The sequence below is a fragment of the Lysinibacillus sp. SGAir0095 genome, assembly GCF_005491425.1.
Classification (GTDB): Bacteria; Bacillota; Bacilli; order Bacillales_A; family Planococcaceae; genus Ureibacillus.
Genome location: NZ_CP028083.1, coordinates 3,007,376 through 3,021,247, shown reverse-complemented (window position 1 = coordinate 3,021,247; position 13,872 = coordinate 3,007,376). Strand labels below are relative to the sequence as shown.

General features: G+C 35.8%; 14 protein-coding genes. All 14 read left to right on the top strand.

What is annotated here, in order from left to right; genetic code table 11:
* Positions 1–137: 137 nt before the first annotated feature.
* The 14 genes from cysT (at position 138) to C1N55_RS14995 (ending at position 13,831) form a co-directional block, all read left to right on the top strand.
* Positions 138–974, top strand: coding sequence for a sulfate ABC transporter permease subunit CysT (gene cysT, locus C1N55_RS15060; protein WP_137729568.1), 837 nt, complete (start codon positions 138–140; stop codon positions 972–974).
* A gap of 11 nt (positions 975–985) precedes the next feature.
* Positions 986–1,864, top strand: a complete 879-nt coding sequence (gene cysW, locus C1N55_RS15055; RefSeq protein WP_137729567.1) for a sulfate ABC transporter permease subunit CysW — start codon at positions 986–988, stop codon at positions 1,862–1,864.
* Positions 1,865–1,876: 12 nt separating this feature from the next.
* Positions 1,877–2,947, top strand: coding sequence for a sulfate/molybdate ABC transporter ATP-binding protein (locus C1N55_RS15050; protein ID WP_137729566.1), 1,071 nt, complete (start codon positions 1,877–1,879; stop codon positions 2,945–2,947).
* Positions 2,948–3,123: 176 nt separating this feature from the next.
* Positions 3,124–3,516 carry a riboflavin kinase gene (locus C1N55_RS15045; RefSeq protein WP_168193872.1) on the top strand — a complete coding sequence of 131 codons (393 nt, stop codon included), beginning with the start codon at positions 3,124–3,126 and terminating at the stop codon, positions 3,514–3,516.
* A gap of 683 nt (positions 3,517–4,199) precedes the next feature.
* Positions 4,200–5,009, top strand: coding sequence for an ABC transporter ATP-binding protein (locus tag C1N55_RS15040; protein ID WP_137729564.1), 810 nt, complete (start codon positions 4,200–4,202; stop codon positions 5,007–5,009).
* On the top strand, positions 4,978–5,856 hold the full coding sequence (locus tag C1N55_RS15035; RefSeq protein WP_240758309.1) for an ABC transporter permease: 879 nt from the start codon (positions 4,978–4,980) through the stop codon (positions 5,854–5,856). Before C1N55_RS15040 ends, C1N55_RS15035 begins: the two co-directional genes overlap by 32 nt.
* A gap of 60 nt (positions 5,857–5,916) precedes the next feature.
* The gene (locus C1N55_RS15030; RefSeq protein ID WP_137729563.1) at positions 5,917–7,257 is read left to right on the top strand and encodes an LLM class flavin-dependent oxidoreductase; all 1,341 of its coding nucleotides are present in this window, start codon (positions 5,917–5,919) and stop codon (positions 7,255–7,257) included.
* A gap of 17 nt (positions 7,258–7,274) precedes the next feature.
* Positions 7,275–8,297, top strand: a complete 1,023-nt coding sequence (locus tag C1N55_RS15025) for an ABC transporter substrate-binding protein (RefSeq protein WP_137729562.1) — start codon at positions 7,275–7,277, stop codon at positions 8,295–8,297.
* Between the two features lie 251 nt (positions 8,298–8,548).
* On the top strand, positions 8,549–9,088 hold the full coding sequence (ssuE, locus tag C1N55_RS15020; protein WP_137729561.1) for an NADPH-dependent FMN reductase: 540 nt from the start codon (positions 8,549–8,551) through the stop codon (positions 9,086–9,088).
* A gap of 92 nt (positions 9,089–9,180) precedes the next feature.
* The gene (locus C1N55_RS15015) at positions 9,181–9,330 is read left to right on the top strand and encodes a YezD family protein (protein ID WP_137729560.1); all 150 of its coding nucleotides are present in this window, start codon (positions 9,181–9,183) and stop codon (positions 9,328–9,330) included.
* A gap of 237 nt (positions 9,331–9,567) precedes the next feature.
* Entirely contained in the window at positions 9,568–10,425 is an 858-nt protein-coding gene (locus C1N55_RS15010) for a DUF72 domain-containing protein (protein ID WP_137729559.1), read from the top strand.
* A complete protein-coding gene (locus C1N55_RS15005) occupies positions 10,425–11,246 on the top strand; it encodes a sulfite exporter TauE/SafE family protein (protein WP_137729558.1) in 822 nt (273 codons plus the stop codon). The genes C1N55_RS15010 and C1N55_RS15005 overlap by 1 nt, the downstream gene beginning before the upstream one ends.
* Before the next feature lie 62 nt (positions 11,247–11,308).
* The gene (locus tag C1N55_RS15000; RefSeq protein WP_137729557.1) at positions 11,309–12,670 is read left to right on the top strand and encodes a bifunctional metallophosphatase/5'-nucleotidase; all 1,362 of its coding nucleotides are present in this window, start codon (positions 11,309–11,311) and stop codon (positions 12,668–12,670) included.
* A gap of 57 nt (positions 12,671–12,727) precedes the next feature.
* A complete protein-coding gene (locus C1N55_RS14995; RefSeq protein ID WP_137729556.1) occupies positions 12,728–13,831 on the top strand; it encodes an HD-GYP domain-containing protein in 1,104 nt (367 codons plus the stop codon).
* Positions 13,832–13,872 lie beyond the last annotated feature (41 nt).

Genomic DNA, 13,872 nt, shown 5'->3' with positions numbered 1-13,872 from the left:
GTGCTTGGAAAATGTGGGTCTATCCCACCATTCAAGTTGAAACCCCCCAGTGAAAATCCGAGGAGGCTTCCGATTTTGGAAATCTCCTTACATTTCACATACTTGAAATGAATCCATTGGGTTAAAAGGAGGTACATATGGAATTAACATTAAAAAAACGTAAAAAGAACACAATTATACCAGGCTTTACCTTAACACTTGGGTACACGATGCTCTATTTGAGTATTATTGTGTTGCTTCCGTTGTCAATGGTATTTTTTAATACTTTATCAATGAGCTGGAGTGAGTTTTGGGAAACAATCGCACATCCTCGTGCAGTCGCATCCTATAAACTAAGCTTTGGTACTGCACTAGTTGCTGGTCTTGTAAATGTAATCTTTGGAACGATAATTGCATGGGTATTAGTTCGTTATCAGTTTCCTGGGAAGAGAATAGTAGATGGTTTAGTAGATCTTCCATTTGCTTTACCAACAGCAGTTGCTGGTATAGCTCTTGCCACGTTATATTCACCAAATGGATGGGTAGGACAGTTTTTTGATTTCAAAATTGCATTTACACCACTTGGGATCATCATAGCTCTTACTTTTATAGGTTTGCCATTTGTCGTAAGAACTGTACAGCCGGTGTTGCAAAATCTTAACAGTGAAATAGAAGAAGCTTCTGCAAGTCTTGGTGCCACTCGTCTTCAGACCTTTTCGAAGGTAATTTTCCCAGAGCTGCTGCCAGCTATTATTACTGGCTTTTCTTTAGCATTTGCACGTTCTCTAGGCGAATATGGATCGGTTGTATTTATAGCGGGAAATATGCCGATGAAAACAGAAATTACGCCATTGATAATAATGACGAAACTAGAACAGTACGATTATGTTGGGGCTACAGCAATTGCAACTGTAATGCTTGTTACATCCTTTGCCTTATTGCTGCTGATTAACATCATTCAATGGTATACGAATCGTAAATTTAATCTGCATTAAGGAGGATTGCCATGACAAAAAATTTAGAAGTTGAACAAAAGACTAAGTTAACAGTCAGCCATGGAGCCACGAAGTCCTACGCTCTACAGGAATCAGCATTTGTAAAATGGTCGTTAATCACGATTTCACTTGTTTTTCTAGCACTTTTTTTAATATTACCCTTAGTGTCAATTTTTGTCACAGCCCTAGAAAAAGGTTGGGCGACTTATGTAGCCTCCATTACAGATCCAGATGCACTAGCAGCTATTAAACTAACCTTGACAGTAGTATTAATCGTTGTTCCTCTAAATGCGATTTTTGGAGTCATTGCCGCATGGGCAATTACGAAATTTTCTTTTAAGGGTAAAAACATACTTATTACTTTGATCGATTTACCGTTTGCAGTTTCGCCGGTCATAGCAGGGGTAGTTTTTATCTTATTATTCGGTGCTCAAGGTCTTTTAGGTGATTGGTTATTTCAAAATGATATAAAAATCGTTTTTGCATTGCCAGGCATAGTCATCGCAACGATTTTCGTTACATTCCCTTTTGTAGCAAGGGAGCTTATTCCATTGATGCAAATGCAGGGAATCACGGAGGAAGAAGCTTCGATTTCCTTGGGGGCAAGTGGATGGAAGACGTTTTTCTTAGTGACACTGCCAAATATTAAATGGGGTTTATTGTACGGTTTGATTTTATGTAATGCTCGGACAATTGGAGAATTTGGCGCTGTATCGGTTGTATCTGGCCATATTCGTGGAATGACAAATACGATGCCATTGCATATCGAAATTTTATATAACGAATATCAATTTACTGCAGCATTTGCGGTTGCTTCACTCATGTCCATTTTAGCAATTATTACAATCATTATTAAAAATTTTATTGAGTGGAAAGCAAAAGACGTATAGGGAGGTTTAAAGATGAGTATTCAAATTCAAAATGTTTCAAAGGATTTCGGTTCGTTTCAGGCGTTACAGGATATTTCAATTGATATCGAATCGGGGGAACTAATTGCACTTTTAGGTCCATCGGGTTCGGGCAAAACAACCCTATTACGAATACTGGCAGGGTTGGAAGGACTAGATGAAGGGGCAATTTTGTTCGACGGACAGAATATTACCAATGTAAGCCCGAAGGAAAGAAAAGTGGGGTTTGTATTCCAGCATTATGCTTTGTTTAGACATATGACGGTGTTTGATAATGTGGCATATGGACTAAAAGTACGTCCGCGCAAAACTCGACCAACTAAAGATGAGATTAAAAAGAAAGTGACGGATCTTTTGGCGCTGGTGAAGCTAGATAATTTTGCAGATCGATATCCTTCTCAACTATCTGGTGGTCAACGTCAGCGTGTTGCCCTTGCTCGAGCATTAGCAGTAGAACCAAAAGTTTTGTTATTGGATGAACCCTTTGGTGCCCTGGATGCAAAGGTTCGAAAAGAGCTTCGTCGCTGGCTGCGTAAATTACACAATGAATTCCATGTAACAAGTATTTTCGTGACACACGATCAGGAAGAGGCACTTGATGTTGCCAATCGAATTATCGTTATGAATAACGGGAAAATTGAACAAGTTGGTACACCAGAGGAAGTATATGAGCATCCGAATAGTCCTTTTGTCTATGATTTCTTAGGGAATGTAAATTTATTTAGAGGACGTTTGCATAAAGGGAAGCTTACTCAAGGTCAATTTGAAATTGATGTTCCAACTTATTTAGATTCACATGATGATGCTGTAGGATATGTTCGTCCACATGATATTCAAATTGAAAAAGAACAGTTAAATAATGAAACCGTTGCGGCGAAAATTGTGCATACGCATATGGTAGGACCGGTTGTACAAATTGAATTAAAGCGTGAAGACGTTGATGAATATTTAGAAGCCGAAATACCCAAAGAACATTATAAAGAATTGGAGATAAAAAATGGAGACACTGTCTATATCCGTCCAAAACAGCTGAGAGTGTTTATTCCAGAGGATTTTTCGATATAAAAAGTAGGTAGATTATTACTATGAAATTTTTTTATGTACCGAGTTGCTGACTGGTCAGACCAGAAGCTCATAAAGCTCCTTTCAATTTGGAGTTTTATGAGCTTTTAAATTTTTGAAAGAAAATGCGGTTTTTTCTTAGTATCTCAAAACCTATGTATTTAATTATGGAGGTTAGCATGAACGCATTAAATCAAAATAGATTTAATTTGGTTGTGGGTATGGTTGAAAGAGGAAAACAATTAGGAAGAACAATAGGTTTTCCAACAGCAAATTTGAATTTAGTAGCAGGTTTTACAATAGAAAATGGTGTATATGGTGTATACGTCTATCATAATACAAAAAAGTATTTAGGAATATTAAATGTCGGGTACCGTCCAACTTTTAAGGATGGGCAACATAAAACTTATGAAGTTCATATATTAGATTTTGCTGAATACATTTATGATGAATATTTAACCATCGAAATTTGCCTGGAGATTCGTAATGAGAAAAAGTTTAAAAATTTGCAGGATTTGATTTCTCAATTACAAGCAGATGAACTTTTTACTCGAAAAAATCTTATTAAATAAAAGGGGCTGTAGGGAGGTACCGTTGTGAATCGATTTATGCAACTATTGAACTTACCAGATTTAGAATTTTCTCGATATTGCCAACAGCAATTTTCTATTAATAAAGGAATTTTCAATACAATTGATAGTTGGTTTTACGATAATGGGATTATTAATATATTAGATTGAAGAATGATGATAATCCAGTTTATGTCGTTTTCTAATTCTTAAGAGACAGACGTAAAATTTGGACCTGGTGGATTATCAAAAAAACTAGAAGATTATTGGAATCAAACAATGGAAAGGATACAAATCCATTAGATAAATGGAAAAAAAAGAATTAATATTAATTATTGACAATTGATATTGGGTATATATAATTAATCTTATAAACTTAATAGGTATTTAAGTGAATACGTGCTGATTAGTCAACTAAAAGCCGCTCTTTTAATCGAATGATTAAAACTGCGGTTTTTTTTATCAACATGAATAAGAAAACTACAATGATTGGCAAGAAAATTTTCTTTTGCTGACTGGACATACCAGAAGCTCACATCGTAACTAAAACGTTGCAGTGTGAGTTTTTTTAATAACTACACTACATGAAGGGAGGAAATAAATTTATTTAATCTTTTAGATGTTTTAACCCCATTAAACTAGTAAGAAAAGTCTGATAAAGGATAATGAGTGAAGGAGTGAGGGTTATGCCAGCAATTGAAAAAATTCGTTTTGAACGTGTTTCAAAAATATTTACTATCCGTGATGAAAAAAGTAAACGTGGTAAAAAAGAATTTACAGCAGTAGAGGAAATAGATTTTGTTGTTAACGAAGGAGAGTTTATTACCCTTGTAGGTCCCAGTGGATGTGGGAAATCTACTTTACTTGACTTACTTGGTGGATTAACGGCACCTACCCGTGGTCGAATCTTAATTGATGGCAAAGAAATTACAGGCCCAGGTTTGGATAGAGGAACAGTTTTTCAACAATATGCCTTGTTCCCCTGGAAGACAGCTCGAGGCAATATTGAATTTGGATTAGAAGCAAAAGGGGTGGTCAAAAACGAGCGTAAGGAGCTAGCAGATTATTATTTAGATTTAGTAGGATTAAAGAAGTTTGCGGATCGTTATCCCCACGAGTTATCCGGCGGGATGAAGCAACGAGTTGCCATTGCAAGAAGTCTTGCTTTTAATCCAGATGTATTGCTAATGGATGAACCCTTTGCTGCTTTGGATGCACAAACTCGAGAAACCTTACAAAGTGAATTGCTTCGTATATGGGAAAAAACAGGAAAGACGATTATCTTTATCACGCACGGGATTGATGAAGCCGTATATCTTGGTCAACGAGTAGTAGTATTGTCACCTAATCCTGGAACAGTAAAAAAAATTGTAGAGATTCCATTAAAAAATAGATTAGAAGATTCAGATCTACATTCTACATCCGAATTTGTAAAAGCACGTCATGAAATATGGAGCTTACTACATGAACCTGAATTTATCGGTGCAAATATTTGAACACGGAGGGCAAGAGATGGTTTCAATAGGGAAACATTTAGTAAAGTCAAAAAAATCGAAACAAAGATCAGAGATTACGAGTTTTTACGTAGTACAAAAACTCATTAAGAAGTCAATTGTGTTGATTGTCTTAGCTCTGATTTGGGAGATTGCTCCTCGGATCGGGATAGTTGATCGAGCATTTTTCCCGGCTCTTACGGAGGTGTTCGGAGCTTGGTGGGAGATGATTGCTTCTGGAGAATTATGGAATCATTTTTCTGCAAGTATTAAACGTTCAACTATCGGATTTATACTAGCTTTAGTAATCGCGATTCCGCTTGGCTTACTAATAGGGTGGTATCCACTGGCAAGAGATTTATTAAACCCGGCGTTTGAAGTTTTTCGTAATACTGCGACATTAGCATTACTCCCGGTTTTCATGTTATTACTTGGAATCGGCGAAATATCTAAAGTTTCAATTGTTTTTTATGCCTGTACTTTCCCGATTCTATTGAATACGATTGCTGCTGTAAAGAATGTTGATCCATTACTTATCAAGTCTGCTAGTTCGATGAATGTATCATCGATTAAATTATTTACAAAGGTAATTTTACCGGCTTCGGTACCAACAATGTTTACCGGAATTCGAATGGCAGGAACGGGATGTATTCTAGTTTTGATTGCAGCTGAAATGATTGGTGCGAAAGAAGGATTAGGTTATTTCATTACGTATGCTCAATATAATTTCTTGATTCCTGAAATGTACGCAGGCATACTATCAATCTCAGTATTAGGATTATTCGTAAATTTTGGGTTAGGTAAATTAGAGAAGAGATTTTCAAGATGGAAGCCGAATCCTAATGAATAATTAGAGCTAATTTATCTATGGAATAATTCTTACTAAATATATAAGAAAAGAGGGATATTTGTGGTAAAAAAACAAATGAAACTAGGAGCGTTTATTAATTTACCTGGTCAGCACGTTGCGAGTTGGCGTTATGAAGGGACAGAGTCAGAACGTATTTTGGAATTAGACTATTTGGTTGAATTAGCCAGGATTGCAGAGCGTGGGAAGTTTGATACGATTTTCTTCGCAGATGTATTTGGCACTCCTATTGCAGAAAATGCGCCATCTGGTATTAAACTGGATCCTTTGATTATTATTTCTGCACTTGCAGCGGTAACCAACAAAATAGGATTAACGGCTACATTAACAACAACTTATAATGAACCATTCCATGTAGCCCGCAGATTTGCTGCAATTGATCATTTGTCAGGTGGTAGGGCAGCCTGGAATGTTGTTACTTCTAACAATAATTTTGAATCCCTATTATTCGGAAAGGAGAAGCATTTAGCCCATGCTGACAGATATGAACGTGCAGATGAATTTCTGGATGTGGTGAAAAAATTATGGTTCTCGATTGATGGGGAGGCATTGGTTGTCGACAAGGAAAAAGGTCAATTCTTAAACATTGAAAAGGTTAGCCCAGTGAATCATGAAGGCAAATGGTTTAAATTACAAGGTACATTGGATACCCCATCAACACCGCAAGGACATCCAGTCATTGTGCAGGCGGGTTCTTCTGAAGCCGGAAAAGAATTAGCTGCTAAATCTGCTGAAGTTATTTTTACAGCATGGCAAACATTAGAGGATGCACAAAAATTCTATCGAGATGTAAAAGGACGTCTTGCTAAATACGGTCGGCAGGAAGAGGATTTAAAAATTATGCCTGGTGTATTCATCACGGTGGCTAAAACAGAAGAAGAAGCCATCTTAAAACGCAAACAATTAAATAGCTTTATATTACCTGAAACGGGATTGGCTTATTTGTCCGCATTTTTAGGAATTGATGTTAGAGGTTCTAACCCGAATGATCCAATCCCTCAAGAAAATACAGAAATTGAAGATAAAACGAATCCTCAAATTCGAGCAAATATAGTTAGAGCTATTGCCGAACGTGAAAATTTAAAGACTTTGCGCGAACTATATGAACATATTGCTGGCGCACGTGGGCATCGAGAAATTGTTGGGACGCCTAAACAAATAGCAGATCAACTTGAAGAATGGTTTTTAAATGATGGTGCAGATGGTTTTAATATTATGCCACCAACTTTCCCAGAAGGACTAAATGATATCGTTAATTTAGTTATCCCGGAACTACAACAACGAGGTTTATTCCGTACAGAATATGAAGGTACTACCTTGCGTGAGAATCTAGGGCTAGCTGTACCAATAAATCCAAGTAAAAAACAATCTCAAAATGCATAAATAAGAGGAGAGTAACTATGGAAAAGAATACAAAAAGGGCATTATTTATCTTAGTTTCAATGCTAATTGGTGGCCTTCTAGTTGGTTGTTCTTCTAAGGCTGGTGGAGCTTCTGCACAAAAAGGAGAAGATAAAGTATTGCAATATCAAGGTACTCCAAGTACTGTAAGTTACCCTGAATTAGCTGCTGATTTAGGATATCTAGGTGATCTTACTTTAGAGGATATTGGTACCGGTTCTGGGGGGCCAGAGAGTATTCAATTAACAGGAACTGGTGAAATAGATTTTGGTTCAGCATTTAATGGAGCCATTGTAAAGGCTGTTTCGAAAGGGGCAAAGCTAAAGTCTGTCGTTGGATCATATGGTAGTGATGAATATACTTATATGGGTGTTTATGTATTAGAAGATTCCGGCATACAATCCGCGAAAGACTTAATTGGTAAAAAGATTGGAGTCAATACATTAGGAGCACACGCAGAGTTTGTTATCAAGGATTTTCTACGTCAAAATAATTTGACTGAGGAAGAAATTGCCGAAGTTCAGCTGGTTACAATTCCTAGTTCGAATGCGGAGCAATCATTAAGGAATAATCAACTTGATGCGGTACAGCTGAGCGGTATAGGAAGGGACTTGGCATTGGAACGTGGAGAGATTACAGAACTATTTAGAGATATAGATGTATTTGGAGGAGAATTTACAGCAGGAGATTATTTCTTCACAGTAAAATATATTAAAGAAAACCCAACGACTGTTAAGACATTTACTGAAGGGGTTGCCAAGGCAATTGACTGGGCACAAATGAAACCAGCAAAGGATGTAATTGCACGTTTTGAGAAAATTATTAGTAAGCGAGAGGGCAACCAAACAACAGACTATATGAGGTTTTGGAAAAGTTCAGGTATTGCTGAAAAAGGCGGCCTTATAAAAGAATCAGAATATAGTATATGGATTGATTGGCTTATAAAAAATGGAGAGCTTGAAGCAGGAAAGATTTCTGCAAAAGATTTATATACTAATGAATTTAATCCATATGCGAAATAGGATTGGTGTTAGTTTGTTATTCGAAGCTTCCAATTATTACAAAAAAATATTGACTTCCTATTATTAAATAGTAAACTATTCTTATAAGAATTATCGGTTTTAATTATTGATTTTTTAGGTATTAAATATAAACTAAATCAAAAAACTGCATATTCATTAGCTGATTAGACCACTAAAGGCTACATCTTCCAAAAAGAGGATGTAGTCTTTTGTTTTTTAGTTCAATATTTCATTTGAAGGAGTGATTGCAAATGGTTCAAGCAGTATTAATAAATGGAAATAATAAGAGAGCATCACGATTAACAGGTATTCATGAATATATTGAAAACTATCTAGAAGTAGCAGGAATTTCAGCAGAATCGATTTATATACATGAATTGCCTGCAGACGATTTAATAACTGCTAATTTTTCAAGTGAAGAAATTGCAATAGCAAATAAGAAAGTGACAGATGCAGAAATTGTATTTATTCTTACACCTATCTTTAAAGCATCTTATACCGGAATACTGAAAACCTACTTAGACTTAATCCCTCAAAAAGGTCTAGAAAATAAAACAATTGTACCAATAGCCATAGGAGGTTCAATCGGACATTTGTTAGCAGTTGAGTATTCACTGAAGCCCGTTTTGTCTGTATTAGGTGCTACAGAAATACTAAATACTGTCTTTGTCCTCGATCAACAGGTAGAAAGATTAGGAAGCGGGGAGTATAAGATTCAAGATGTGGTCCTAAACCGTTTAAACAATGAATTACAAAAAATTGAATCTTATAAAATAAAACAGATTAATTAGCCCATTATATTTTTTAATAACATAGTAATTTAATAGGGATACTGTAATTAAGAGCCAATAAAGTTATATACTTCAGGGAAGGGAAGATGTGAATGAGTAAGAAACATGAAAATGTCCAATTAGTTTTAAAAAATATAGAGAAAATGCTGACAACAATGAGTTATGGTTCCATTACCCTTGTGGTTCATGATGACAATGTTGTACAAATCGAAAAAAGTGAAAAAATACGTTTAAGTAAATGAGATTCCGGTCTAATTAAAATAGGTAATTTTAAAAAAAGTTCGGTTAACGCCCCTTCGCGTAATCGAACTTTTTTTTATAAAGAAGGTACATTTTTTAACTTTCGCAATAAGCAAAAGGATTTTTTTCACTATTGGTTGAGCTGTGATTTTCTAAGTTAAATCGTTTATACTTTAATTAGAGAATACATGGATAATACATAAAGAAAATGAAAATAAGGTAAAATAGAGGAATAGAATATGATAAAAATTGGTTTAACAGGATGGGGAGATCATCCTTCTATTTATCGTACAAATTCAACTCGGCGCGATAAGCTTTTTGATTATAGTAGCCACTTTCCAATAGTTGAGCTAGATACATCTTTTTATGCCATTCCATCCCTGCAAAATATTGAAAAATGGGTCAATGAAACACCGGATTCCTTTCGATTTATTGTAAAAACCTATCAAGGGATGACAGGGCATTTAAGAGATGACAATCCTTATGAAACACGCAGTGAAATGTTTGATGCCTTCCGACAATGTGCGCGTGCTTTTCAAAATGCCAATAAATTGGCGATGATATTAGTACAGTTTCCACCTTGGTTTGATTGCTCGGTGAAAAATGTAAACTATATCCGTTATGTTAAACAGCAGCTTGAAGACTTTCCAATTGCAATTGAATTTCGAAACAGAACTTGGTATAGCGAGGAAAGAAAGCATGAAACCATTCAATTCCTAAGAGACCTTGGATTCATACACACTGTTTGTGATGAACCTCAAGCCGGCGTAGGTTCGGTCCCCTTTGTCGCAGAAGCAACACATGACAAGTCTCTAGTTAGAATACATGGTAGAAACGTATATGGATGGCGTAATTCAGGATCTACGGAAAATTGGAGAGAGGTACGATTTCTGTATGACTATAACAAAGAAGAGCTAACAGATATGGCAAATAAAATTCGAAATTTAGAGCAGCTTTGTAAGGAGGTATATGTCCTTTTTAATAATAATTCGGGGCATCATGCAGCAGATAATGCGAAAGCCTTACAACGAATGTTAGACCTTGACTTTGATGGACTTTCCCCAAAGCAGCTCGATTTCTTTGAAGGAGAGTTTTGATGGAGTATGTATTACTGGCAATCATTGCCTTAGCATCAGGTATATTAGGTTCCCTTGTAGGGTTGGGCGGTGGGGTTATTTTAATCCCCGCGACATTGTTCGTCGGCATTAATCTTGGTTATTTTCCAGAGATAACGCCACAAAGTGTAGTTGGATTATCTGTTGTGATGATGATCTTTATAGGACTTTCTTCAACACTCTCCTATATGAAAAATAAACAAGTCGATTTTAAAAGTGGCTTTATCTTTTTCATAGGCAGTATCCCAGGTACTATGGTAGGTGCATGGTTAAACAAAGGCTTAGATTTGCCTTCATTTAACTTATATTTTGGGATATTTCTAGTGCTTTTATCAATATTATTATTTATTCGAGATAAATTAAGACCGATTCAATGGTTTGTTGAACATGGAAAGAATACGCAATTTATCGATCAAGAGGGAAATGAGTTTGTTTATGGCTATCCAATTTGGTTTGCAGTTTTGTTTACCTTTGTAGTAGGTATGGTGTCTGGGCTATTTGGCATTGGCGGAGGTTCATTACTTGTACCCGCAATGGTCTTATTATTCTTGTTTCCACCGCATATCGCAGTTGCAACATCCATGTTCAATGTGTTTTTATCCTCAATCGTCAATTCTGCAAGCCATATATATTTAGGGAATGTACCTTGGATCTATACCATCCCAGTTATTGTAGGTGCATACATTGGGGCAAAAGTTGGTGCAGCTTTAAATAAACGAATGCAGTCAAAAACAATTGTCCTAGTATTACAAATTGTTATGTTCTTAATAGGTATCCGCTCCATCATAGAGGGACTGCTTTAACTTGCTGCGAATTTTGGTTAACTAGGAAAGCGTATAATAGTATTTTTTAGGAGGTGATCTGTTTGCTTGAGACAATTCATATTTTCCACACCAATGATATACATAGCCATTTCGAATATTGGCAAAGAATGCAGGAGTTTATTAAAACCCAACGTTTGGAATTTTCAAGAGCAGGGGAGCCAAGCTTTTTATTTGATATTGGCGATCATCTCGACCGATCTAATATATATTCAGAAGCCACTCTTGGTAAAGGCAATGTCCGATTATTAAACGATGCCGAATATGATGTAGTTACGATAGGCAATAATGAGGGAATTACTTTAGCCTATGAAGAATTACATGAGCTCTATAATGAGGCAAATTTCGAGGTGGTTGTCGGAAATATCGAGCCCATGACAGGAAGTAGACCCGAATGGCTAAAACCTCATACTATTTTACAAACTAAATATGGAACAAAGATTGGAGTTATTGGAGCAACCGCTTTTTTTGATGTCTTTTATAAAGAGTTAAACTGGCATATTACTGAGCCACGTGAAGCACTAGTACACTCGGCAAATCTATTAAAAGAACAGGTAGATATACTCGTATGCTTGTCCCACCTAGGACTCTCAGAAGATGAATTACTAGCAGATGAGTGTCCCAGTATAGATGTCATTTTCGGATCACATACACATCATTTGTTGGAAGAAGGAAAAGTAGTTAATAACGTATTGTTAACAGGTTGCGGCAAATTTGGGATGTATACAGGTCATTTGACCCTTCAATTTGATCATACTACTAGAACTTTACTAAAGAAAAAGGAAGAGGTTATAGAAAATGCCATCCTACCAGAAACAGAAGGAGAAGCATTATTCCAGGCAAAACTCACTGAACAAGGAAAGCAGCTCTTGCAAACACCAATTTTCCAAACGAATAAAAACTATAATAAAGAATGGTTTCATTATTCACAGCTAGCCAAGTTTTTTGCTGAGGCTGTACTTGATTTTACGAAAGCCGACTGTACTATGTTCAATGCAGGGATTTTTCTGGATTGTCTTAAAAAAGGAACAATTACCAATTATGATATTCATAAAATCTTACCTCATCCGATAAATATATGTGTTATTGAATTATCAGGAAAAGAATTAAAAGAAGTTTATCTACAAGCCCAAAATGAAAAATGGCCACTATTAGAGTTAAAGGGGCTAGGATTTAGAGGGTCCATTTTCGGTAAAATGCTCACTTATGAATTTTCAATGAATAAACAGAGAGAGCTTCTTGTAAATAATGAAGTTGTAGATATAGAGAAAAATTATAAACTAGCCACGTTGGATATGTTTACTTTTGGATATTTCTTTCCCAATTTTAAATATGCTAAGAAAAAATATTTTTTGCCTTTATTCTTAAGAGATATCTTAATTGAATATGGTAAAAGGTTAGTTTAATTCATTATAATTATCGTTAGAATGTACTTTCAAACACAGGAATTGAGGTAAAAATGAATGCGTTTAATATCAATCAATGTGCTTAAAACAGGAATGGTAATCGGTAGACAAATTTTGAATGAGGCAGGGCTTCCTCTAATTCAAAAGGATGTCGTTGTTACAGATGGACTTATTAGTAGATTAAAACAGTTAGACATTCAATATGTGTATATTGAAGACAAAATATCGCAAGGGATTGAAATTGAAGAAACAGTCCCTATAGCTGTTCGAAAAAAAGCTATCAAACAAATTACCAACGCCTTCAATAAAATAAAGGGTTTAGATCAAAAATCCGCATCGCTGGTCATCGAAAAACAAACAAAAGAAATTGGAAATCTTGTGGATAATTTACTAGATTCCATTCTTAATAATGAAGAAATTTTAATGATCTTGTCAGACACATTGCTGTACGACGATTATATTTACCAACATTCATTTCAAGTGACACTTTATTCACTTGCGATCGCAAAAGAAATGGGCTATTCAGAGAGTGACTTAAGAACAATCGGAATTGGTGCCATCTTGCATGATGTAGGTAAAATGGTGACACCTTCAGAGATTTTATTTAAACCAGGTCGTTTAACAAACGAAGAATTTGAAACGATGAAACAGCATGCACGATCAGGATTTGATATTTTAAGAAATTTACATACTGTATCGTTACTCGTTGCTCATTGTGCATTCCAGCATCATGAAAGAATTGATGGTAGTGGCTACCCGAGAGCACTAGTAGATTATGAAATCCATCCATTTGCGAAAGTCATTGCAGTTGCTGATGTATTTGACGCCGTTACTTCAAATCGAGTATATCGAAAAAAAATGATTCCTTCTCAAGGAATCGAAATTATCGAGGCGGGGAGAGGGACGATGTTTGATGCCAAAGTAGTCGACGCATTGAAAAAGAGTGTTGTCCATTATCCAAACGGAAGCATTTTACTATTATCTGATGGGCGACGTGGAGTTGTTTCGAAGCAAAACGATGATGATGCAGCGTTACCTTGTTTGCGCATTTTTGAAGAAAATAATCAATTATTAAATACTACATATCAACTTAATTTGATTGAAGAACCCAATATAGCAATTGAAAAAGTTGAAACGGAATATATATTGGAAGTTGAATAGTTATCTTCTCCTGTTCATAAATTGGAGCAGGAGGAGATTTT